This window comes from Bacillus zhangzhouensis (genome assembly GCF_000715205.1).
Lineage (GTDB): Bacteria > Bacillota > Bacilli > Bacillales > Bacillaceae > Bacillus > Bacillus zhangzhouensis.
Window position 1 is genome coordinate 68,356 of record NZ_JOTP01000001.1, and the last position, 21,618, is coordinate 89,973.

At 43.0% G+C, this 21,618-nt stretch carries 22 protein-coding genes; 17 read left to right on the top strand and 5 right to left on the bottom strand.

Annotated elements, in window-relative coordinates:
* Positions 1-245: 245 nt before the first annotated feature.
* Positions 246-1,571, top strand: coding sequence for an MATE family efflux transporter (locus BA70_RS00365; protein ID WP_034316695.1), 1,326 nt, complete (start codon positions 246-248; stop codon positions 1,569-1,571).
* 24 nt (positions 1,572-1,595) lie between these two features.
* On the opposite strand, the gene yvfG is transcribed toward BA70_RS00365, so the two are convergent.
* Positions 1,596-1,811 carry a protein YvfG gene (gene yvfG / locus BA70_RS00370; protein WP_034316698.1) on the bottom strand — a complete coding sequence of 72 codons (216 nt, stop codon included), beginning with the start codon at positions 1,809-1,811 and terminating at the stop codon, positions 1,596-1,598.
* Between the two features lie 70 nt (positions 1,812-1,881).
* On the opposite strand from yvfG, the gene rpoN reads away from it, so the two are divergent.
* Positions 1,882-3,180: an RNA polymerase factor sigma-54 gene (gene rpoN / locus BA70_RS00375; RefSeq protein WP_034316700.1), complete on the top strand. Its 1,299-nt coding sequence runs from the start codon at positions 1,882-1,884 to the stop codon at positions 3,178-3,180.
* A gap of 171 nt (positions 3,181-3,351) precedes the next feature.
* Positions 3,352-4,089 carry a FadR/GntR family transcriptional regulator gene (locus BA70_RS00380; RefSeq protein ID WP_034316703.1) on the top strand — a complete coding sequence of 246 codons (738 nt, stop codon included), beginning with the start codon at positions 3,352-3,354 and terminating at the stop codon, positions 4,087-4,089.
* Between the two features lie 27 nt (positions 4,090-4,116).
* Here the strand turns inward: BA70_RS00380 and BA70_RS00385 are convergent, their stop codons facing one another.
* Positions 4,117-5,559 (bottom strand): sigma-54 interaction domain-containing protein, encoded by a 1,443-nt coding sequence (locus tag BA70_RS00385; RefSeq protein ID WP_078061610.1) that lies wholly within the window; start codon positions 5,557-5,559, stop codon positions 4,117-4,119.
* Between the two features lie 209 nt (positions 5,560-5,768).
* Here BA70_RS00385 and BA70_RS00390 point away from each other — a divergent pair, with 209 nt between their 5' ends.
* From BA70_RS00390 to BA70_RS00450, 13 genes are all read left to right on the top strand, one after another.
* The gene (locus tag BA70_RS00390; protein ID WP_034316706.1) at positions 5,769-6,962 is read left to right on the top strand and encodes an ornithine--oxo-acid transaminase; all 1,194 of its coding nucleotides are present in this window, start codon (positions 5,769-5,771) and stop codon (positions 6,960-6,962) included.
* A gap of 137 nt (positions 6,963-7,099) precedes the next feature.
* Positions 7,100-8,485: an amino acid permease gene (locus BA70_RS00395; RefSeq protein WP_051691104.1), complete on the top strand. Its 1,386-nt coding sequence runs from the start codon at positions 7,100-7,102 to the stop codon at positions 8,483-8,485.
* 277 nt (positions 8,486-8,762) lie between these two features.
* Positions 8,763-9,800, top strand: coding sequence for a sugar-binding transcriptional regulator (locus tag BA70_RS00400; protein ID WP_034316713.1), 1,038 nt, complete (start codon positions 8,763-8,765; stop codon positions 9,798-9,800).
* A 33-nt stretch (positions 9,801-9,833) separates the two neighbouring features.
* Entirely contained in the window at positions 9,834-10,841 is a 1,008-nt protein-coding gene (gene gap / locus BA70_RS00405; protein ID WP_034316716.1) for a type I glyceraldehyde-3-phosphate dehydrogenase, read from the top strand.
* Positions 10,842-11,054: 213 nt separating this feature from the next.
* Positions 11,055-12,239, top strand: coding sequence for a phosphoglycerate kinase (locus BA70_RS00410; RefSeq protein ID WP_034316718.1), 1,185 nt, complete (start codon positions 11,055-11,057; stop codon positions 12,237-12,239).
* A 29-nt stretch (positions 12,240-12,268) separates the two neighbouring features.
* Positions 12,269-13,030 carry a triose-phosphate isomerase gene (gene tpiA, locus BA70_RS00415; protein ID WP_034316720.1) on the top strand — a complete coding sequence of 254 codons (762 nt, stop codon included), beginning with the start codon at positions 12,269-12,271 and terminating at the stop codon, positions 13,028-13,030.
* A complete protein-coding gene (gene gpmI, locus BA70_RS00420; RefSeq protein ID WP_034316723.1) occupies positions 13,023-14,558 on the top strand; it encodes a 2,3-bisphosphoglycerate-independent phosphoglycerate mutase in 1,536 nt (511 codons plus the stop codon). The genes tpiA and gpmI overlap by 8 nt, the downstream gene beginning before the upstream one ends.
* Before the next feature lie 30 nt (positions 14,559-14,588).
* On the top strand, positions 14,589-15,881 hold the full coding sequence (gene eno / locus BA70_RS00425; RefSeq protein WP_003212752.1) for a phosphopyruvate hydratase: 1,293 nt from the start codon (positions 14,589-14,591) through the stop codon (positions 15,879-15,881).
* 276 nt (positions 15,882-16,157) lie between these two features.
* A complete protein-coding gene (locus BA70_RS00430) occupies positions 16,158-16,427 on the top strand; it encodes a hypothetical protein (RefSeq protein ID WP_034316726.1) in 270 nt (89 codons plus the stop codon).
* 59 nt (positions 16,428-16,486) lie between these two features.
* Positions 16,487-17,254, top strand: coding sequence for an ATP-binding cassette domain-containing protein (locus tag BA70_RS00435; protein ID WP_034316728.1), 768 nt, complete (start codon positions 16,487-16,489; stop codon positions 17,252-17,254).
* Entirely contained in the window at positions 17,226-18,623 is a 1,398-nt protein-coding gene (locus tag BA70_RS00440) for a hypothetical protein (protein ID WP_034316731.1), read from the top strand. Before BA70_RS00435 ends, BA70_RS00440 begins: the two co-directional genes overlap by 29 nt.
* On the top strand, positions 18,620-18,985 hold the full coding sequence (locus BA70_RS00445) for a zinc metalloprotease (RefSeq protein ID WP_034316734.1): 366 nt from the start codon (positions 18,620-18,622) through the stop codon (positions 18,983-18,985). Before BA70_RS00440 ends, BA70_RS00445 begins: the two co-directional genes overlap by 4 nt.
* Positions 18,986-19,279: a hypothetical protein gene (locus BA70_RS00450; RefSeq protein WP_034316736.1), complete on the top strand. Its 294-nt coding sequence runs from the start codon at positions 18,986-18,988 to the stop codon at positions 19,277-19,279.
* Positions 19,280-19,287: 8 nt separating this feature from the next.
* Here BA70_RS00450 and BA70_RS00455 read toward each other — a convergent pair whose 3' ends face one another.
* On the bottom strand, positions 19,288-19,752 hold the full coding sequence (locus BA70_RS00455) for a GNAT family N-acetyltransferase (RefSeq protein ID WP_034316739.1): 465 nt from the start codon (positions 19,750-19,752) through the stop codon (positions 19,288-19,290).
* A 15-nt stretch (positions 19,753-19,767) separates the two neighbouring features.
* Complete coding sequence (locus tag BA70_RS00460) at positions 19,768-20,235, bottom strand: hypothetical protein (protein WP_034316741.1); 468 nt, start codon at positions 20,233-20,235, stop codon at positions 19,768-19,770.
* A 119-nt stretch (positions 20,236-20,354) separates the two neighbouring features.
* On the opposite strand from BA70_RS00460, the gene BA70_RS00465 reads away from it, so the two are divergent.
* Positions 20,355-20,987: a MarC family protein gene (locus tag BA70_RS00465; protein ID WP_034316744.1), complete on the top strand. Its 633-nt coding sequence runs from the start codon at positions 20,355-20,357 to the stop codon at positions 20,985-20,987.
* Positions 20,988-21,042: 55 nt separating this feature from the next.
* Here the strand turns inward: BA70_RS00465 and BA70_RS00470 are convergent, their stop codons facing one another.
* Positions 21,043-21,579, bottom strand: coding sequence for a GbsR/MarR family transcriptional regulator (locus BA70_RS00470; RefSeq protein ID WP_034317436.1), 537 nt, complete (start codon positions 21,577-21,579; stop codon positions 21,043-21,045).
* Positions 21,580-21,618 lie beyond the last annotated feature (39 nt).

Sequence of the window (21,618 nt, forward strand, 5' to 3'; positions counted from 1 at the left end):
TCAACGCCTCTTTTAGGAGAGGTTCAGCGTGTAGACAAACCCTCGCATTCGATGTCAGTCCTGCGCTCCGGTGCTCACGAATGTCAAATTCGCTCCGCTCCGGTGCTCGTCCTTCCTAGACTTCAAAGGTTTTCAATCACGCTGAAAAGAAGACAAAGGGCTAAAATAAAGATCATTTTAGCCCTTTGTCAACGATCAACGCCTCTTTTAGGAGAGGCTATTTTTCATGAAAGGCAGGTGGCATCGTGAATCATCGAGCGTATTTAGCTTTGGCCATTCCTTTAACAATTTCAACGATGACCACTCCATTGCTCGGAGCTGTCGATACAGCAGTTGTCGGTCAGCTCGCCAATCCCGCTTATATTGGAGGCGTCGCAGTCGGCAGTCTCATTTTCAGTACATTATATTGGCTATTTGGTTTTTTGCGGGTGAGTACATCAGCCTTTGCCGCCCAGGCCAATGGAGCACAGAACGAGGAGCAGGGCGTTCTTGCTTTTCTAAGGCCTTTTTTGATCGCCATCATGGTCGGGCTTTGTTTTATTGCTCTCCAATGGCCCATTATTCAATCCGCTTTTCTAGTGATCTCTCCCGCTGCTGATGTCCGTCAATTTGCCGCAGACTATTTTCATATTCGCATTTGGGGTGCTCCTTTTACCTTGATGAATTATGTGATACTGGGCTGGCTGATGGGGATGGCAAAAATGAAAGAAGCCCTTTCTTTACAAATTTTGATCAATGTCATGAATATGGCTCTCGCATTTCTGCTTGTTCATGTGTTTTCCTTTGCAGTGAAAGGGGTTGCGGCTGCGACATTGATTTCTGAATTAACCGCTTTTGTGCTAGGGGCATGGATCATCATGAAGCATTCGTCAAACGGGTTCAGGATGCCTTCTGTTAAGAAGATCATGGACACTCAGGCAGTGCAGAAAATGTTTCATGTCAATAAAGATTTGTTTATTCGGACGATCTGTCTGCTTGTGGTCATTAACATGTTCACTGCAAAAGGTGCTTCTTTTGGAACAGAGCTGCTTGCGGCTAACGCGATCTTATTTCAAATACACTACATCATGGCTTATTTGTTCGATGGTTTTGCCAATGCGTCCAGCATTCTTGTTGGCAGATCAGTTGGTGCAAATGACCGGACTCTTTATGAAAAAACATTGACCCTATCGAGGCAGTGGGCACTTGTCATGGCATGTGTTATTGCGGCGAGTTATTTTCTATTAAAAGAGCCGATTTTGAGCTTGTTTACGAATCTCCCTCAGCTGCTTGACGTCACATTGCGTTATGCAGATTGGCTTGTTCTTTATCCATTTGCTGCTTGTTTTGGACTGGTGATTTATGGTGTATTTACAGGTGCGACAGAAATTGCCCCTGTCAGAAATTCGATGCTTTTTGCGATGATTTTGTTTGTGGTTGTCCAAGCAGCGGTCACGCCGATTTGGCACAATCATGGACTATGGTTTGCCTTTATCATCTATACGATAGGACGGTCTGGCTTTTTGATGATGTACAAATCAAAGCTGGATCAGAAATTGTTCATACATGACAAACACCCTTTGCAATCGTGACAAAGGGTGCTCCTTTTCGTGCATTCATTTGTTTTCTTTTTTCACCTTTTGATAGGCTTCATCAAGATGCTGAATTCGCTTCAATACGACAGCATTTTTGGTGAGCTGGTCCTGAACAAGTGTAGAAACCACTGAGCGATAGTATGCATTCATTGCATGAACCTTGTCTTCATTTTGATTCATGGCGATATGCTGTTTCAAGTTGTCGACAAAGTATGGAACGGAAAAAAGTTCAGACATGGAAATCACTCCTATTTCGTATATACGGTCCGTCAATCTTCATGTAAAATGATGAGAGGGAGGGGAGACAATGAGCCTTAAACTGCAACAAGAACAGGTATTAAAGCAGGTGCTCACACAAGAACTCAGGCAGGCCATTACACTGCTGCAATTGAATTGCGCAGAGCTGGGCGAGTATCTTGACCAGTTAGCGCTTGAGAACCCTCTGATTGAGCGGAAAGACACGGACAGCTATCAACCAGTTTATCATAAAAGATCACAAGATCGAATGACAGAGCCGTATCGTACGCATCAAAAAGAAAGCCTGCAAATGGTTTTGAAAAGACAGGCAATCGATTTCACCTTAAATGAAAAGCATCAAAGAATCTTTCACTTTATGATTGAGTCCATTGATTCAAATGGCTATTTAAATGAACCGGTTGATGCAATGGCCGCTGTTTTAGACGTTTCAGCGGAAGAAGTAGAAGCCGTTCTTCATCAGCTTCAATCATTAGAGCCTGCCGGTATTGGCGCAAGATCATTGCAAGAGTGCATCCTGCTTCAGCTCAGAAGAAAAAGGGAGCGCTGGTATGAAGCTGAATTGATCATCGAAGAGCATTTTTTTCTTTTTGCAAGGAAGGCTTGGAAAGAGATTGCGGCGAAAACAGGCATTTCAATGAAAACACTTCAAGCGATACAAGATGAGGTCTCACTGCTTGAACCAAGACCTGGCCTTCATTTCTCATCCGAAGAACAGCATGTGTATATAGAGCCCGATGTGTATATCACTGTGATGCAGGATCACATCACATTTGAGCTGAATCAGCGTGCTTTTCCTGACGTAGAGATGAATGAAGGATATTTCGCTATGATTCAAGACCAAAAGCGGCATGAAGCATATGCGTATTTAAAGGAAAAAGAGCAGCAGTACAATTGGCTTGTTCAAGCGTTGAAGCAGAGAAAACAAACGATGACCCATGTCGTTCGTGAGATTATCTTACATCAGACTGATTTTTTCCTTACAGGCAAACATAAAATGAAACCGCTTACGATGAAGCGGATAGCAGATATATTGCAAGTACATGAGTCGACAGTCAGCCGGACTGTAAAAGGGAAAATGGTGCAAACCCCTTATGGTTTAATGGAAATGAAGCAATTTTTCCAAGCAAAACTAGAAGGACATTCGCTAGAAGAGGCGTCCAGCTACACAGTCAAGACGCACATCGCAGAGCTGATCCAGACGGAAAATAAGAAAAAACCGTATTCGGATCAGCAAATCATGACTCAGCTTCAGCAAACCTTCGGCATCCGCGTCTCGCGCAGAACCATTGCCAAATATCGTGAACAAATGAATCTTCCGTCATCCACGCTGCGGAAACGCTATGATTAAAAAGGAGCACATGCTAGAAAAATGGCATGTGCTCCTTTTTTGCTGAGAGGAAGGCAGCCCGAAGATTTCTTGAAAATTGAGGAGGGGAGACGTGTGATCGGAAATTTTGGGGTAAAGTATATATAGGGCATGAGCCGATAAGGATTGACAACAGTGATGAGGTGAGACCAATTGAAATATAAACAAATCAAACCAAAAAAAATATATGAAGAAATTGCGGATGCATTAGTTGAATCCATTCGTACAGGTGAGCTTCTTCCTGGGGAGAAATTAGATTCGGTTCAAGCGCTCTCTGAAAACTTTCAAGTCAGCCGTTCTGCTGTGAGAGAGGCGCTATCCGCTCTGAAAGCGATCGGATTAATAGAAATGAAGCAAGGGGAAGGCACCTATGTGAAGCAGTTCGATCCTGATCAACTCACATTTAGTTTATCTCCCGCATTTTTGATGAAGCAGCATGATGTAGTGCAGCTCCTTGAAGTAAGGTCAATCATTGAAACGGGTGTTGTCAAAAAGGCGGCGCTGCTTCGAACAGACGATGACCTCCATCACCTGCGTGATGCTCTCGAACAAATGAAGCTGGCAGAAGCGCATGAAGAAATTGGTGAAGAGGCAGACCTCACATTCCATCTAGCCTTAGCCAAAGCCTCGCAGAATGATTTACTAAAGGCATTAATGAATCAGGTCTCAGCATTGTTAGTAGAAACGATGCGTGAAACGAGAAAAGTGGTGTTGTTTTCAAGGAAAGCCTCGATTCGGCAGCTTTACAACGAACATGAACAAATTTATCAAGCTGTCGTTGCCAAGCAGCCAGAGGAAGCGGAGAGAGCGATGCTCACACATTTGAAAAATGTAGAAAGACTGCTGAGTGATGTACTGCAAAAAACGGTAGGACAGTCAGATACAGAGTAAGCTGTGCCGAATGAGGGCACAGCTCTATTATTGACGAGAAATATGTAGCTTTTTCATTCGATATTGCAGACTTTGCCTGCTCATGCCCAAAATCTTTGCAGTCTGTGAAATATTGTCGTCCATTTTTTCTAAGTAATGGACGATGTATTGTTTTTCAAATTGCTCCATTTGGGTTTGAAAATCAGTCGTATGTTCTGGACTTGTGTAGACAAATGTGTCAGCTGCCGCTGTTTTTTGCAATGGATTCGCCTGCAATTGTGCAGCAGGACGACCTTCCCCATGCTTGAACCGGAAATGATAGGGAAGGTGATGCAAGCTTAAGTAAGCTTCATCCATCATCATATTCATCCCCGCCTCAATCACATGCTCCAGCTCTCTTACATTGCCTGGCCAATCATAGGCTTGAAAAAGGGCAAGCACCTCTTCGTCAGCCGCCTTCACATTCATTTGAAACAGCTCATTATATTTTTGAATAAAATGACTGACAAACGTAGGAATGTCTTCTTTTCGCTCAGAAAGTGGCGGGATAAATAAGGTGACGATGCCTAATCGATAAAATAAATCTTTTCGCATGCGTCCACCTGCGATCGCATCTACAGGGTCCTCATTCATATTAGCAATGACTCTTACATCAACGGCGATTTCTTTTGTGCTGCCTAACCTTCTCACACTTTTCTCCTGCAATACGCGCAGTAGTTTCGCTTGAAGAGCAGGATTTAAGGAATTGATCTCATCTAAAAGCAGTGTCCCTCCCTGTGCCTGTTCGAATAAACCGGGCTGATCCGTTGCACCTGTAAAAGCACCTTTTTGCGTACCGAAAAGCAGGCTTTCAATGAGGTTATCAGGCAGTGCCGCACAATTCTGGGTAATAAATGGTCCAGATGAACGGCTGCTGCCGTTATGAATGCTTTGAGCAAAGAGTTCTTTTCCTGTCCCTGTTTCACCAACTATGAGCACATAGGAAGAGGTGCGTGTAGCTCGCTTCGCATGCTCAATCACTTCTGAAAATACAGGGCTTTTTCCAATGATTGAATCAAATGTAAAGCGTGTGTTACCTTTTTTCTTCATATTGTGGTGAATCAGCCGTTCCAGCTTGGTCACATCATTCGAAATTTCAACCGCTCCTTGAATGAGACCGTCTCGAACGAGCGGATATGTATGGTTAATCGTTGTGATTTCTTTTCCGTTGTAATTATGATACGTCTGTTTTGCATGAACGGTTTGTTTTCCGATACGCAGCGCTTGGACAAGTGTACTGTGCATCTCGTCTTGAAAGGCGAAGAAGTCGAGTACATTTTTATGGAGGACATCAGAGCGTTTCAAAGATTCAATTTCCATCATTTTTTTATTATAAACAACAGTATTGCCATTCTCGTCAATGGCGTGAACCCCGACATCAATTAAATCGAGCATTTGTTTATACAGATCAATCTCATTTTCCAGCTTTGCGGCATGATGATCTTTTTTCACTTGCGCCACCTCCAGACCTTAACTCCATTTTACATGAAAAATTTTGCGGTTTCCTCTAAAAAATTCGGCATATGCAAAAATATTTTGCGTGAGAAATCTGATCAAACCTAATGATGAAGCGATCAGAAAGTTGGCACGATCCTTGCATAACATATGAGTGAAGATGAACCGAGTGAAAAGAAGCAAGCTTATAGAAGGAGGATCATACAATGACACAGACAAATGAATTGATTCAACAAACAGAGCAATACGGTGCGGCAAACTACCATCCGCTGCCAATTGTCATTTCAGAGGCTGAGGGAGTTTGGGTGACTGACCCTGAAGGCAATCGATACATGGATATGCTGAGTGCTTATTCCGCAGTGAACCAAGGACATCGCCATCCCCGCATTATTGATGCGCTCAAAAAACAGGCAGACCGCGTGACGCTCACCTCGAGAGCCTTTCATAATGATCAGCTTGGTCCTTGGTATGAGAAAATTTGCAAACTAACAAATAAAGACATGGCACTGCCGATGAATACAGGAGCGGAGGCTGTGGAGACGGCTGTAAAAGCAGCGAGACGCTGGGGATATGACGTCAAAGGAATCGAAGAGAATCGTGCGGAAATCATAGCTTGTGTCGGAAATTTTCATGGCCGAACGATGACGGCTGTGTCTCTTTCTTCTGAAGCAGAATATCAAAGAGGTTTCGGGCCGATGCTTCCGGGGATCAAGCTGATTTCTTACGGAGATATTGAGGCGTTACGTGAAGCCATTACGCCACAAACAGCGGCTTTTCTCATTGAGCCGATTCAAGGGGAAGCGGGCATTGTCATGCCGCCAGATGGCTTCTTGAAAGAAGCGAAGGCGCTATGTGAAAAGGAAAATGTATTATTCATTGCAGATGAAATTCAAGTGGGATTAGCGCGGACAGGCAAGATGTTTGCCTGCGACTGGGAGGAAATTGAGCCTGACATGCTGATCCTCGGCAAAGCATTAGGAGGCGGCGTATTCCCAATCTCATGTGTGGTGGCAAACCGCGATATTTTAGGCGTATTTAACCCCGGGTCTCATGGGTCTACCTTTGGTGGAAATCCTCTTGCATGTGCGGTGTCGCTTGCTGCACTGGATGTCTTAATCGACGAGAAGCTTGCAGAGCGTTCCATGGAGCTTGGCGAATACTTAAAAGACAAACTGTCACGCATTCAAAGCCCTGTCATTCAGGAAGTACGCGGACGCGGGTTATTTATTGGTATGGAGCTGACAGAGGCAGCTAGACCCTATTGTGAGAAGCTCAAACAAGCAGGACTGTTATGTAAAGAAACCCATGAGACAGTCATCCGATTTGCACCGCCGCTTACCATTTCAAAAGAAGATTTAGACTGGGCGATCGGTCATATTGAAGCATTATTTCAAGCATAAATGTAAAAGGGAGAAGCCTTCAAATTCTCCCTTTCTCTTTCAACGAGCGGCGAATTTTGTCAAAGGATGATGAATAGAAGAGTGAAAGTGGGGAAGCGGATTTGAAGCAAGATCAGCATAATGAACTAGAGCGTTCCATGAAAAGCAGACATCTCTTTATGATTGCCTTAGGCGGCGTCATTGGTACAGGTCTTTTCCTTGGGTCAGGACTCATTATCCACCAGGCAGGGCCCGGGGGAGCCATTCTTTCGTTTATCATTGGCGGACTATTAATGTATTTGGTGATGCTGTGTCTCGGTGAATTAGCAGTGGCAATGCCAACAGCCGGTTCCTTTCAAGAGTATGCGACGAAATATATTGGTCCGTCCACAGGCTTTATGATCGGCTGGCTTTATTGGTTTAGTTGGGCGTGTACGATTGGACTTGAGTTTACGTCGGCAGGTATTTTACTCCAAAGGTGGTTCCCAGATATCCCTGTTTGGCTTTGGTGCCTTGCATTTAGTGTGATTTTATTTGCCATTAATGCCATCTCAGCACGCAGCTTCGCTGAAACGGAGTTTTGGTTTTCGGCCATCAAGGTCGCTGCCATCTTATTGTTCATTATCATTGGATTTGGCGCAATTTTCGGAATGATTCATCTAAAAGATGGAGAACCAGCCCCTCTATTTCGTCATTTGACGGATCATGGCGGACTTTTTCCTAATGGTGTTTTTGCTATTTTATTAACCATGGTCACGGTCAATTTCTCCTTTCAAGGAACAGAGCTTGTAGGGATCGCAGCAGGAGAGAGTGAAAGCCCTGAAAAAACATTGCCTCGATCCATACGGAATATTATTTGGAGAACGATGGTCTTTTTCGTCTTATCCATTGCGGTTCTTGCCGCACTTCTTCCTTGGCAGACAGCAGGTTCTATTGATAGCCCGTTTGTTGTTGTGCTGGACAAGGTCGGCATACCATACGCCGCAGACATCATGAATTTTATTATCATCACAGCCGTCTTATCTGTAGCGAACTCTGGATTATACGCATCATCACGTATGCTTTGGGCGCTTTCTAAAGATGGAAAAGGCCCTGCCTTTACGAAAAGGTTGTCCAAGCGTAAAATTCCGATCAACGCACTATTGGTAACAATGGGGGTATCGGCTCTATCTCTGCTCACAAGTGTTGTGGCACCAAAAACGGTCTATGTTTGGCTTATATCGATTTCTGGTATGGTCCTTGTGGTTGTCTGGATGTCGATTTGTTTATCTCAGTATTTCTTTAGAAGACACTTCACAAAAGAGGGCGGAGATGTAAAGGATCTCGTCTTCCGTACACCACTATATCCATTTGTGCCATTGGCAGGCTTTATCGCATTTGGCATCGTCCTCATCAGTTTATTCTTTATTGAGGATCAGCGAATTGGTCTTTATTGCGGTATTCCGTTCATGGCCGCCTGCTACATCATTTATTATCTCAAAATCAAACCGAAGGAAGATGCGAAACGGTTGGCCGAAGAGGAAGGGTCGATATCTAAAACATAAGCAGGCTGATGCATCAGCCTGCACCTTTTCAATGACAAATTCATTATATATAGGAGAAAAATAAATATTTTCATTGTAAGAACCTTGATGACAAGCAGGTTATCGGTGAAAATGTGTCTATTTTTTGTCTAAATGTGTTTGTAAGAGTTGAAAATGCAAGATGATCCTGTTAAAATAATTAAAGAAAGCAGGGATTGATTTTTTTTGGCTGTGGCGGGACGTTTTTTGTCACAGTGGGACGTTTTGAGTCCAACGTGAAAAGAAAGGGTCGTTAGCCATGAATCGTTTATTGGAAGCTCAAAAAAAATTATTGCCAGATCTTCTCATAGTGATGCAAAAACGCTACGACATTTTGCAGTACATCAGGTTAGCTGAACCAATTGGCCGCAGAAGTCTTGCGACGAGTCTTGGACTCAGTGAGCGCATCTTAAGGGCTGAAGTTCAGTTCTTAAAAGAACAAAACCTGCTGGATGTCAAAACGAGCGGTATGATGCTGACAAGTGAAGGTCATGCTTTGCTAGACATGCTAGAAGGAATGATGAAGGACGTTTTAGGTTTAACCTATTTGGAAAATACATTAATGAGGAAGTTAGGCCTAGAAGAAGTGATCATCGTTTCTGGTAACAGTGATGAATCCCCGTGGGTGAAGCAAGAAATGGGAAGAGCTGCTGTCCAATGTATGAAAAAAAGGTTTACTGGAAATAATATCGTCGCCGTCACTGGCGGAACGACGATGGAAGCCGTTGCCGAAATGATGACCCCTGATACCAAAAATCGCGACATGATGTTTGTCCCTGCGAGAGGCGGTCTTGGGGAAAATGTGAAAAATCAGGCAAACACCATTTGTGCCCACATGGCTGAAAAAGCTTCCGGTACTTACAAGCTGCTGTTTGTTCCAGGACAGCTATCAGAAGGTGCTTACTCTTCAATTATCGAAGAGCCATCAGTCAAAGAAGTGCTTCAAACGATTAAATCATCTACGATGCTCATTCATGGAATCGGTGAAGCAAAAACAATGGCGATGAGACGAAACACACCAGCTGATGATTTAAAAAAGATTGATGAGCATGACGCAGTGACCGAGGCCTTTGGCTATTACTTTAATCGTGATGGTGAGGTCGTACACAAAGTTCACTCCGTCGGCATGCAGCTAGATGATCTAGAAAACATTCCACATATCATTGCTGTTGCAGGTGGATCATCAAAGGCAGGGGCCATTGAAGCTTATTTCAAAAAACCCCGCCGAACGGTTCTTGTCACAGACGAAGGAGCCGCAAAAGAGTTATTAAGGGAGTCAATTGATCCCTCAATATAAAACATTCTGTTACCTATAAAAGGAGGAAACATCATGGCAGTAAAAGTCGGTATTAACGGATTTGGACGTATTGGACGTAACGTATTTCGTGCAGCATTAAACAATCCTGAAGTTGAGGTAGTAGCGGTTAACGATCTAACAGACGCTAACATGCTTGCACACCTTTTACAATATGACTCTGTTCACGGAAAACTAGATGCAAAGGTTTCTGTAGACGGTACAAACTTAGTAGTGAACGGTAAAACAATCGAAGTATCAGCTGAGCGTGACCCTGCAAAATTAAGCTGGGGTAAACAAGGCGTAGAAATCGTTGTTGAATCTACTGGGTTCTTCACTAAACGTGCAGACGCTGCAAAACACTTAGAAGCTGGCGCTAAAAAAGTCATCATCTCTGCTCCTGCTAACGAAGAAGATATCACAATCGTTATGGGTGTAAACGAAGACAAATATGATGCAGCTAGCCACGATGTTATCTCTAATGCATCTTGTACGACTAACTGCTTAGCTCCATTTGCAAAAGTACTTAACGATAAATTTGGTATCAAACGCGGTATGATGACAACTGTTCACTCATACACAAATGACCAGCAAATTCTTGATCTTCCGCACAAAGACTATCGTCGTGCTCGTGCAGCTGCGGAAAACATCATCCCAACTTCTACAGGTGCTGCGAAAGCCGTTTCACTTGTATTGCCTGAACTAAAAGGTAAATTGAACGGTGGCGCAATGCGTGTTCCAACACCTAACGTTTCTTTAGTTGATCTTGTTGCTGAATTAAACCAAGATGTAACAGTTGAAGACGTAAATGCAGCACTTAAAGAAGCGGCTGAAGGAGAACTTAACGGAATCCTTGGCTACAGCGAAGAGCCATTAGTATCTGGTGACTACAATGGTAATGCAAACTCTTCTACAATTGATGCTCTTTCTACAATGGTCATGGAAGGCAGCATGGTGAAAGTCATCTCTTGGTACGATAACGAGAGTGGATATTCTCACCGCGTAGTTGACCTTGCAGCTTACATTGCAAAACAAGGTCTTTAATTTCTCACGCTGAAGGAACTCACTTGGTTCTTTCCTAGAGACACGATATAATGAAGACGGACAAGGGAAGGGGAAGCATCCCTTTCCCTTTTTCTCTGCTTTTATCCGTTCTGCACGATTTCTCGTTTTGATGAGGGCAAAATGGGAAAAGGATAAAGAGAGACTTGTCCAATGCGTAAGGAAACCAGAATAAAGGAGGATCTCCTGACGAGCATGAATAAAAAATCAGTAAAAGACATTGACGTAAAAGGTAAAGTTGTGTTCTGCCGCGTAGATTTTAACGTTCCAATGAAAGACGGAAAAGTGACGGATGATACTCGTATTCGCGCAGCATTACCAACGATTGAGTATTTAACAGGACAAGGCGCAAAGGTACTGCTAGCTAGTCATTTGGGTCGTCCGAAGGGTCAAGTTACTGAAGAACTACGTTTGACTCCTGTGGCTAAGCGTCTGCAAGAGCTTCTTGGACAAGAAGTGAAAAAAGCGGATGAAGCTTACGGCGAAAACGTGAAAAAGCAAACCTCTGACTTAAAAGAAGGAGACGTGCTAGTGCTTGAAAACGTTCGTTTCTATCCTGGTGAAGAAAAGAACGATCCTGAATTATCAAAAGCGTTTGCTGATTTAGCGGATGTGTATGTCAATGATGCATTTGGTGCTGCACACCGTGCACATGCATCGACAGCTGGTATTGCAGCATATCTTCCGGCTGTTTCGGGCTTCCTCATGCAAAAAGAGCTTGAGGTTTTAGGAAAGGCAGTTTCCAACCCTGATCGCCCATTTACAGCGATTATCGGTGGCGCAAAAGTAAAGGATAAAATCGGTGTTATTGAAAGTCTTCTTGATAAAGTGGACAACCTGATCATCGGTGGTGGACTTGCTTATACATTTGTGAAAGCACTCGGCCACGAAGTAGGGAAATCGCTATTAGAAGAAGACAAAGTAGATTTAGCGAAATCCTTTATGGACCGTGCAAAAGAAAAAGGCGTGAACTTCCTGATTCCAACAGATGTTCTAGTAGCCGACGACTTTTCAAATGATGCGAATACAAGTATTGTGCCAATCTCTGAAATTCCAAGTGATCTAGAAGCACTTGATATTGGGACAGAGACAAGAGACAAGTATGCTGACGTCATTAAAAACAGCAAACTTGTTGTCTGGAACGGACCAATGGGTGTATTTGAAATCGATGCATTCGCCGAAGGAACAAAAGCAATTGCAGAAGCACTGGCAGAAGCAAAAGATACATATTCTGTCATTGGCGGTGGAGATTCAGCAGCAGCTGTTGAGAAATTTGGTCTTGCCGATCAGATGAGCCATATTTCGACAGGCGGCGGCGCTTCACTTGAGTTCATGGAAGGCAAAGAACTTCCAGGTGTTACTGCATTAAACGATAAATAAGACAAAACTGCTATAAGGAAGTGTCAATCATGAGAAAACCAATTATAGCTGGGAACTGGAAAATGAACAAAACACTTGGCGAAGCGGTTAGCTTCGTTGAAGAAGTGAAATCATCTATTCCATCTCCTGACAAAGTGGAATCCATTGTCTGTGCGCCAGCACTTTTCCTAGAAAAGCTAAACAGCCTTTCAAACGGAACAGACCTGAAAATTGGTGCGCAAAATATGCACTTTAAAGAAAACGGTGCATTCACTGGTGAAATCAGCCCTGCTGCTCTAAAAGACCTTGGCATCGGCTACTCAGTGATTGGACATTCAGAGCGCCGCGAATTCTTCGCTGAAACAGATGAAACAGTGAACAAAAAAGCACATGCAGCATTCAAGCATGGCATCGTGCCAATTATCTGTGTAGGTGAAACGCTTGAAGAGCGTGAAGCCGGCAAAACAAATGAACTTGTCGCTGATCAAGTGAAGAAAGCACTAGCTGGTTTAACGAAGCAGCAAGTGGCTGAATCTGTGATTGCGTATGAGCCAATTTGGGCCATCGGTACAGGGAAATCTTCTACAGCGAAAGATGCAAACGATGTTTGTGCACACATCCGCCAAACCGTTGCAAGTGAATTTGGTCAAGAAGCGGCAGACAGCCTTCGCATTCAATATGGCGGAAGCGTGAAGCCGGCGAATATTAAAGAATATATGGCAGAATCCGATATTGACGGTGCTTTGGTAGGTGGCGCAAGCCTAGAACCTCAGTCTTTCGTTCAATTATTGGAGGAAGGTCAATATGAGTAAGAAACCAGCTGCATTAATCATCTTAGACGGGTTCGGTTTAAGAGGCGAAACAGTCGGAAACGCTGTTGCACAAGCGAAGAAACCGAACTTTGACCGCTACTGGAACGAATTCCCGCATCAAACCTTAACGGCTTCAGGTGAGGCAGTAGGTCTCCCGCAAGGTCAAATGGGGAACTCTGAAGTTGGGCATTTGAACATCGGTGCAGGACGCATTGTGTATCAAAGCTTAACAAGAGTGAATGTTGCCATTCGTGATGGGGAATTTGAGAAAAATGAAACGTTCCTAGAGGCAATGACATATGCAAAAGAGAATGACAAGGCCCTTCACTTATTTGGTCTATTGTCAGATGGCGGAGTGCACAGTCACATCCAGCATCTATTTGCACTGCTGAAACTAGCGAAAAAAGAAGGCTTAACAAAAGTATACATTCATGGCTTCTTGGACGGACGTGATGTTGGTCAGAAGACAGCCAAAGTGTACTTAAAACAGCTTGAAGAACAAATCAAAGAAATTGGTGTCGGTGAAATTGCAACACTTTCTGGACGCTACTACTCAATGGACCGTGACAAACGCTGGGATCGTGTGGAAAAAGCTTATCGCGCGATGGCGTATGGTGAAGGCCCAAGTTATCAAAACATTTATGATGTCGTTGATGACTCATATGAAAATGGAATCTACGATGAATTCGTTATTCCATCTGTCATAACAAGAGAAAATGGTGAACCTGTTGCAAAAGTAAACGACGGCGACTCTGTGATTTTCTATAACTTCCGTCCAGACCGTGCAATCCAAATTTCGAACACATTCACAAATGAAGATTTCCGCTCATTTGACCGCGGAGAAGCACATCCGAAGCATTTACACTTCGTCTGCTTCACACACTTCAGTGAAACGGTTGATGGCTATGTGGCCTTCAAACCAGTGAATTTGGATAACACAGTAGGAGAAGTAATTTCTCAAAATGGATTGAAACAGCTGCGAATTGCTGAAACAGAGAAATATCCTCATGTCACGTTCTTTATGAGTGGTGGACGTGAAGAAGAATTTCCTGGTGAAGACCGCATCTTGATCAAATCACCAAATGTGGCAACCTATGACCTAAAGCCGGAAATGAGCGCTTATGAGGTAAAGGATGCACTTGTTGAAGACATCAATGCCGACAAGCATGATGCGATCATTCTGAACTTTGCTAACCCGGATATGGTTGGACATTCAGGAATGCTCGAGCCAACAATTAAAGCCATTGAAGCAGTAGATGAGTGCTTAGGAGCTGTAGTCGACGCAATCCTAGCTAAAGGCGGACATGCCATCATCACGGCAGACCACGGTAACGCAGACGTGCTAATTACCGAAGAAGGAAAGCCACATACTGCACATACGACAAACCCTGTTCCAGTAATCGTGACGAAAAAAGGTGCGACACTTAGAGAAGGCGGCATTTTAGCCGATCTATCTCCAACGCTTTTAGACTTACTTGGTCTTGAAAAACCAAAAGAGATGACAGGAACATCATTGATTCAAAAATAACAAAATTGATTCAAAAGGAGAGAAATAACGATGCCATACATTGTTGACGTATATGCACGCGAAGTATTAGACTCTCGCGGTAATCCAACAGTTGAAGTAGAAGTTTACACAGAATCTGGCGGCTTTGGCCGTGCATTAGTTCCAAGTGGTGCTTCTACTGGTGAATATGAAGCAGTAGAACTACGTGACGGAGATAAAGACCGTTACCTTGGAAAAGGTGTTCTGACAGCTGTAAACAACGTAAACGAAATCATTGCACCAGAGCTTTTAGGCTTTGATGTAACAGAACAAGTAGCGATTGACAAAATGTTAATCGAACTTGATGGAACAGAAAACAAAGGGAAATTAGGCGCAAACGCAATCCTTGGCGTATCTATTGCTGTAGCACGTGCGGCTGCTGATTTCTTACAAATTCCACTTTACCAATACCTTGGTGGATTCAACTCCAAAACGCTTCCAGTGCCAATGATGAACATCGTCAATGGCGGAGAGCATGCGGATAACAACGTAGACATTCAAGAATTCATGATTATGCCTGTAGGTGCGCCGAACTTCCGTGAAGCACTTCGTATGGGCGCACAAATCTTCCATAGCCTGAAATCTGTTTTAAGCGCAAAAGGCTTAAACACAGCTGTAGGTGACGAAGGTGGATTCGCTCCAAACCTTGGTTCTAACGAAGAAGCACTTCAAACAATCGTAGAAGCGATTGAAAAAGCTGGCTTCAAACCAGGTGAAGAAGTGAAACTTGCAATGGATGCTGCATCTTCTGAGTTCTATAACAAAGAAGACGGTAAATATCATTTATCAGGCGAAGGTGTTGTAAAAACATCTGCTGAAATGGTTGACTGGTATGAAGATATGGTTTCGAAATACCCAATCATCTCAATCGAAGACGGCCTTGATGAAAATGACTGGGAAGGTCATAAACTATTAACTGAGCGCCTTGGCAGCAAGGTTCAGCTAGTAGGAGACGACTTATTCGTAACAAATACGAAGAAGCTTTCTGAAGGTATCAAAAATGGTGTCGGTAACTCAATCCTAATCAAAGTAAACCAAATCGGTACATTGACTGAAACATTTGATGCAATCGAAATGGCAAAACGCGCAGGATACACAGCTGTGATCTCTCACCGTTCTGGTGAAACAGAAGACAGCACAATTGCGGACATCGCAGTTGCAACCAACGCTGGACAAATCAAAACAGGTGCTCCGTCTCGTACGGACCGTGTGGCGAAATACAACCAATTACTTCGCATCGAAGATCAATTGGCTGAAACAGCACAATACCACGGCATTGCAACATTCTATAACTTGAATAAATAATGTCAGCAACGCGCTGCGTGCCCCTCTTTCATGAGAGCGGGCCGCAGCGTTTTTTTATGTTGATGCAGATCACAAGCTGGCTTCTTCTAGTCAGCTTTGTTTCATTTGTCACATCCTATTTTTGTAAAAAATCATCCTTCTGTCAGAGATGAAGTCAGGAGGACCCCAATTTATAAGAAATAGATCATGAAAACTCTACTAAAAATATGAGCTGAAATGAACTTATGCTTTCTGTCAGGGGATGGTATCATTTTACATATATTAGGGGGTGATGAGATGCTGAATCCTTTTAGCCTTCGTTTTCCAGTAGGTGTGTATATGTATGTACTTCATCTATTGGCGGCCTATGATGAAAGGAAGCAACGAATTCTGACTTCTAAGAACGTACAGAAAAATGCATTTTGGATTTATGTCCTTGCCGCTATTTTAGGCATTGTGACAGTTGCAGCATTGATTTGGGCATGCAGAACATTTGGAAAAGGCTCTAAATTTTTAGGAGAGTTTAAGTTTTTAGGCATGTACATTAAAATCAAATGCGGTTTCTAACAGATGATGAGAACAGATGCAATGTCATCTGTTCTATCTGAAACAAACGGAGGGACATGATGCTGACATTACAATTAAAAGAAAAAACGTATAGCCGCACCTTCTCTCTCCGCAATATTCAGATGAATGTGGAGAAAGGACGTATGATGCTTCTTTTGGGGCATAATGGTGCGGGAAAAACAACGATGATCCAATCCATGTTTGGGCTGACGCCATTTACAGGGCACGTATCCTTAAATGGTGAACAGATGAACTTCCATTCCTCCGCTCATATATCCCTTTTAAAAAAACATGTTTCCTATATTCCTGACGACCATGCTTTGTTCGATTATTTAACGCCGAGAGAATATTTTCATTTACTTCAGCTGCCAAATGAGCAAGATGTCGCGCGAGAAGAGACATTCATCGATCTTTTTGAGCTGAGTCCGTATATGGATCAGCCAATCGCTCAGCTGTCCCATGGCAATCAAAAGAAAACTCAGATCATTTCACAGCTCCTCAGGCCTTGTGATTATTATGTGTTCGACGAGCCAACGAATGGACTTGATCCAGATATGATGATCATCTTAAGAAAGGTGCTCATGAAGCTGAGAGATCAAGGTGCTGGTATCCTCATTTCAACCCATCATTTGAGCTTTGGTGAGACATTGTATGATCACCTCATGATCTTAAGAAATGGTGACATAAAGCTGGATATGTCTCGTCAAGAAACAAGTCAGACATTTCCTCATCAGGCACTTGAGGACATTTATAAAGAAGTGAATCGAGATTACTATATGCAGGTGGAGAGGTTACTCAATGATTTGGACACGACACGTTCTTCATAAAATAGAATGGGGTATGCTGGCAACGAAAGGAAAGCAGCTCGGTAAAAAGTATCCTTTACAGCTTCTCACAGCAGCCGCTTTTTTCTTGCTGATGTATGCCATGTACGTCGTTATGAGCCTGCGCTTTTTCATGCAGACAGAGGATAGCGAGCAAACTGCTTTATACCTCCAGTGTATCAAAATGTCACTCTTACTTTTGAGTGCAGGCATTGTCTTTTCCCGCAATAAAATGAAGCGTCAGGAATATCAATTCTTTTTTCTGAACAGTGCGATGCAGAGTGTGTCTTTTGTCATTTGTGTATATGCTCTTCCGATGCTGTTTTGTTTTATCATGCTTGGCCTGCTTTTTTTACCAATCGTATTAGGGCTTCTCATTAGCGGCGTGACACTGTCCATCTATTGGGTCATGATTGTATCAATCACATGCTGTGTATTGGCTCTGTATGCCCTTGCTTCTTGGATGATGGTTCGAATAGGTGTGAGTCATGTCGTATCAAAAACAAAAGAGCATTTGCTGCTGCAAACGATCGGGTTTTTGACGCTCAACGTTTTGGTGTTTCTTCTTTTTCAGAAAGCGGTTGAGATCATCCACGTATGGCCGTCTGTCTATCTCGTGTTTCTTGTGATCTTACTATGTGCGGGATGGCTATGGCTGAAGGGCTTGGCGGCTTGTTATGTCAATCGGATGTTTTTGCAGCTGAAAGTAGAAGTGAAGTCGTTTTCTTACCAGAAAATCAGAACGCATTCTTCATTTTTGACTCATTTGCGGCAGGAGTTTGTTTATTTTAGCCGATCAGCTGTTTTTAAAGAACAGGGCATTTTGTTTCTATTTCTTGTTTGCATGACGGTGGGGCTGCCATTTGTTTTTTCTCCGGCAGAAACTGGCTGGCTTTATGCCTTTATTGTGCAGTTTGCGCTAAAGGAGATATTGGTGATGCTTCCGCTGATGATCGGCAGGGAATATCATTTGAATCAGCGAGCCATCTTTATGTTCGATACATCTAAGGGCACTTATTTATCGTCGAGAATGTTATTTTATTACGCAATTAATTTGCTGACATACTTTGTGTATATTGGGCTAGCTTATTTGGTGACAGGTATTGAAAGTGAAGGTCATGGTCTGGCGAGTTTGTCTATTTTATTGATCACAGTGATGGCTGCATGTGTAGGGTTTGTCGTGAAAATCAATGAGTTTAATAAGCTGTTTGTGATCCTGATGATGATTGCTGTATTCAGCTTTATAGATATGCTTTTATTAGAGTGGCTTTCAGCAGATTTCCATCTTCTCGCATTGGCCTATCTGATTGGATCGCTCGCATTCTTCAGCTGTATATATGCTGTCATGTTAAAGAGGCCAGTGTTGCGATGATGGAGCTTTTGATTAGTTTGATAGCGGTTGTGCTCGTTCATGAACTCGGTCACATGCTAATGGTCATGGTGTGTAACAAAATCGACAATAGACCACTTTTTGATTTTGTGGTGATGGTAGATTGGAAGCACATGTCGGTCGTCCATGAAAAATTTGCCCGGCCGAGCTTCAATCTGATGGTGGCACTTGCAGGTCCATTGTTTCCTGTGATCTGCTCGGGTGTGCTTTTTTTCATGTGGAAGCATCCTTTTAGTCATCCATTGCTGCTTTTTTCTTTACTGAACACTGTGATGCTGCATCCATCTTGCCCAGACGGGAAAAATGTGACTGCCAGCTTAAAAGAGATGAAAGGAGAGAAATAGATGATCAAAGTATTTCATTCTTTTTCTAGTGGCTTAACGCTCGCGATGCTGTATGTATTCGCTGTGTTTATGACCCCAGTATTTTTACTGCTGCTAGAGGTTAATCATGTTGAATCAAGTCCGACTGTGTTTGGCATGCCATTTTATATCATGAAAATCGAAAAGTATCAATTCAGCTCAGAGGCGACCCTTTTTGGATGCGCGGTCTGCTTTCTAGCTGGCGCTGTACTCTATTTTTTGATTCAATATGTGATTCATGTCGTAAAAAGCGCAGATCATAAAAAAGCAGGCTGAACAAGAAATCAGTCTGCTTGAAAAGCGAGCGAAAGCCGCACCATATCCATACACTGAATACCATTTTCATAGATCGGTTCATCATAATGCTTAAGAAAGAAATCGTGATCAATGGATGTTAGGCGAAAGCCACATTTTTGATAAAGTGCCAGCTGGTGAATGCTAGAGTTTCCTGTGCCGATTTCAACCGTGTGAAAACCGGCCGCTTTGGCTTCAGCAATGGCATGATGAATCAGCTGTTTCCCAATTCCCTTTCCTTGCCATGACTCCTTCACAGCGACATTCATAATCTCAACCGTGTGCTGAGATCGTGATGAAAGAACATAGACACCGATCATGTCCTGTTCATGAAAGGCGACATAACAAGAGCCGGATTGTACATAGGCAAGAATCTTTTCCTTTGAAGGGTCAGCTAATAGTAAAAGATCCATAGGTAAAGATTGGTGACGAGACAATGGCTGAATCTGTATCACTTCATGTCATCCTCTCTATTCCTTAATATACCCTTGTTTGACACCCCAATCGTATTGATCCTGCACCCACTGAGAGGGCGGATGATGTGTGACATTCGGGTCTTTTTTGACTTTAGGTGTTCTCGTCGTTTGAGAAGCTGACTGCTTATTCGCTTGAGCAGTTGCTTTCGCTGCTGCTAGCTCTTTTTGAAGCTGATTGATTTCTACCTCAAGAGCTTTTCGCTGTTTGACTTCTTTTTGATAGGCCTTCTGTTTTTCCTTCAGCTTTTTTGTGACTGTGGACAATTTCTTTTTTTGATCATCGATTTCATGCTTCATATCTGTTCCTTCTGACTTTAACTTCACTAGCTGCTGATCGTTCGTTTTGGTTTCTTGCTGATGTTTTTCTTCTGCTACGGTGATGGTCTGCTGCTGCCAAACAATCCAGCCAGCTGCGCCTAAAATAGCGACAGACAGAAGGATGATGGTGATTGTTTTCTTCATGTGTTATTCCCCTTTCTCTAAACCTCTATTAACATCGGTTACAGCCAATCAGGTTTTAACATATCAAGGGAATATTCACATCAGTTTGGCAGACACTATGAAAAAAAGGAGGGTGTCTGTTGATTTCCTTTATGATTCATGTCGTTGTGTCGCTATTTGCAGTGTCGAACCCAATTGGAAACGTGCCTCTTTTCATCACCTTAACAGAAGGCTATACAGAAAAAGAACGCTCTCAAACGGCCAAAAAAGCCATTGTTGTATCTTTTATTATTTTGGTTGCCTTTCTACTGGCAGGCAGGAACATTTTCAAGTTGTTTGGGATCGATATTCATGCACTTCGCATCGCCGGAGGTATTTTTATTTTTGGTATCGCTTACAATTTACTGAATGCAAAAGAGTCACATGTTCAAAACCCTCATTCGGACGAAAAGGCAGAAAGCATAGAGAAGGCAGATGTCTCCGTTACTCCGCTCGCGATCCCAATCATTGCAGGCCCCGGTACAATCGCCACAGTGATGAGTTTAACCCCAGGAAGTGAGGCAGGGCTTCATATTCTTGCGATCCTTTTGGGTATTGTGATCGTTCTTGCCATGACGTATTATGCCTTTCATTATTCAAGTTTCATTATGCGAAAAATGGGGAAAACAGAGATGAACGTCGTGACGCGATTGATGGGTTTGATTCTTGCTGTAGTGGCGGTAGAGATGATTGGCGCAGGCTTAAAAGGGATGTTTCCAATGTTTATGTCATAAGTGTATATAAAAAAGCTGTTTTTTTCTACAATGATGTAAAATAAAACAGCTTTTTTTAAGGTTTTGGCACATGCTTAAACACTTCTTCACTTTCGAAGAATTCAATTAAGCGGCTAATCCAATCATAGTAATCAAGACTTTCCTTAATTTCTGAAAGAAGCAGATTGATTTTATCCTCTGTCTCTTCCGGTAAATCATCCTGTTCAAGCAGCTCCAGCAATTCCTTGCACGTTTTTTTATGTGCCTTGCGATTTTTGCTGACAACTCGTGACCAATTGGCTGAAAACAATGAAATAAACGTCTGGTAGTGATCTTGTTCAACGTCATACAGATCTTTACGTATCCCTTTTTCATAAACCTTTTCTGCAATATTCAAATCGAGCATCTCTCGAACGACTTGACTCATTCTCGTTTTGCTCATACCGGTCGCCTCTGATAGCTCTCCCAGTGTCATTGGTTTACGGTTCATGTGAATGATACCAAGCACTCTACCCACTGTAGAAGAAAGACCAAAGGCATTCATGTTCTCGGCAGCTTTTTCAATATAATGATCCTGTGCTTTTTGAATGGCGCCTAACGCTAGCTTGTCCACTCCCCGCTTCATCCCTTCATGACTGACAATTTGTAACAC

Bases quoted from the DNA above. Each gene is read 5' to 3' on its own strand.
- yvfG (WP_034316698.1), bottom strand. From the start codon at position 1,811: ATGTCTGAACTTTTTTCCGTTCCATACTTTGTCGACAACTTGAAACAG.
- rpoN (WP_034316700.1), top strand. From the start codon at position 1,882: ATGAGCCTTAAACTGCAACAAGAACAGGTATTAAAGCAGGTGCTCACA.
- BA70_RS00390 (WP_034316706.1), top strand. From the start codon at position 5,769: ATGACACAGACAAATGAATTGATTCAACAAACAGAGCAATACGGTGCG.
- BA70_RS00395 (WP_051691104.1), top strand. From the start codon at position 7,100: ATGAAAAGCAGACATCTCTTTATGATTGCCTTAGGCGGCGTCATTGGT.
- BA70_RS00400 (WP_034316713.1), top strand. From the start codon at position 8,763: ATGAATCGTTTATTGGAAGCTCAAAAAAAATTATTGCCAGATCTTCTC.
- gap (WP_034316716.1), top strand. From the start codon at position 9,834: ATGGCAGTAAAAGTCGGTATTAACGGATTTGGACGTATTGGACGTAAC.
- BA70_RS00410 (WP_034316718.1), top strand. From the start codon at position 11,055: ATGAATAAAAAATCAGTAAAAGACATTGACGTAAAAGGTAAAGTTGTG.
- tpiA (WP_034316720.1), top strand. From the start codon at position 12,269: ATGAGAAAACCAATTATAGCTGGGAACTGGAAAATGAACAAAACACTT.
- gpmI (WP_034316723.1), top strand. From the start codon at position 13,023: ATGAGTAAGAAACCAGCTGCATTAATCATCTTAGACGGGTTCGGTTTA.
- eno (WP_003212752.1), top strand. From the start codon at position 14,589: ATGCCATACATTGTTGACGTATATGCACGCGAAGTATTAGACTCTCGC.
- BA70_RS00430 (WP_034316726.1), top strand. From the start codon at position 16,158: ATGCTGAATCCTTTTAGCCTTCGTTTTCCAGTAGGTGTGTATATGTAT.
- BA70_RS00435 (WP_034316728.1), top strand. From the start codon at position 16,487: ATGCTGACATTACAATTAAAAGAAAAAACGTATAGCCGCACCTTCTCT.
- BA70_RS00440 (WP_034316731.1), top strand. From the start codon at position 17,226: ATGATTTGGACACGACACGTTCTTCATAAAATAGAATGGGGTATGCTG.
- BA70_RS00445 (WP_034316734.1), top strand. From the start codon at position 18,620: ATGATGGAGCTTTTGATTAGTTTGATAGCGGTTGTGCTCGTTCATGAA.
- BA70_RS00450 (WP_034316736.1), top strand. From the start codon at position 18,986: ATGATCAAAGTATTTCATTCTTTTTCTAGTGGCTTAACGCTCGCGATG.
- BA70_RS00460 (WP_034316741.1), bottom strand. From the start codon at position 20,235: ATGAAGAAAACAATCACCATCATCCTTCTGTCTGTCGCTATTTTAGGC.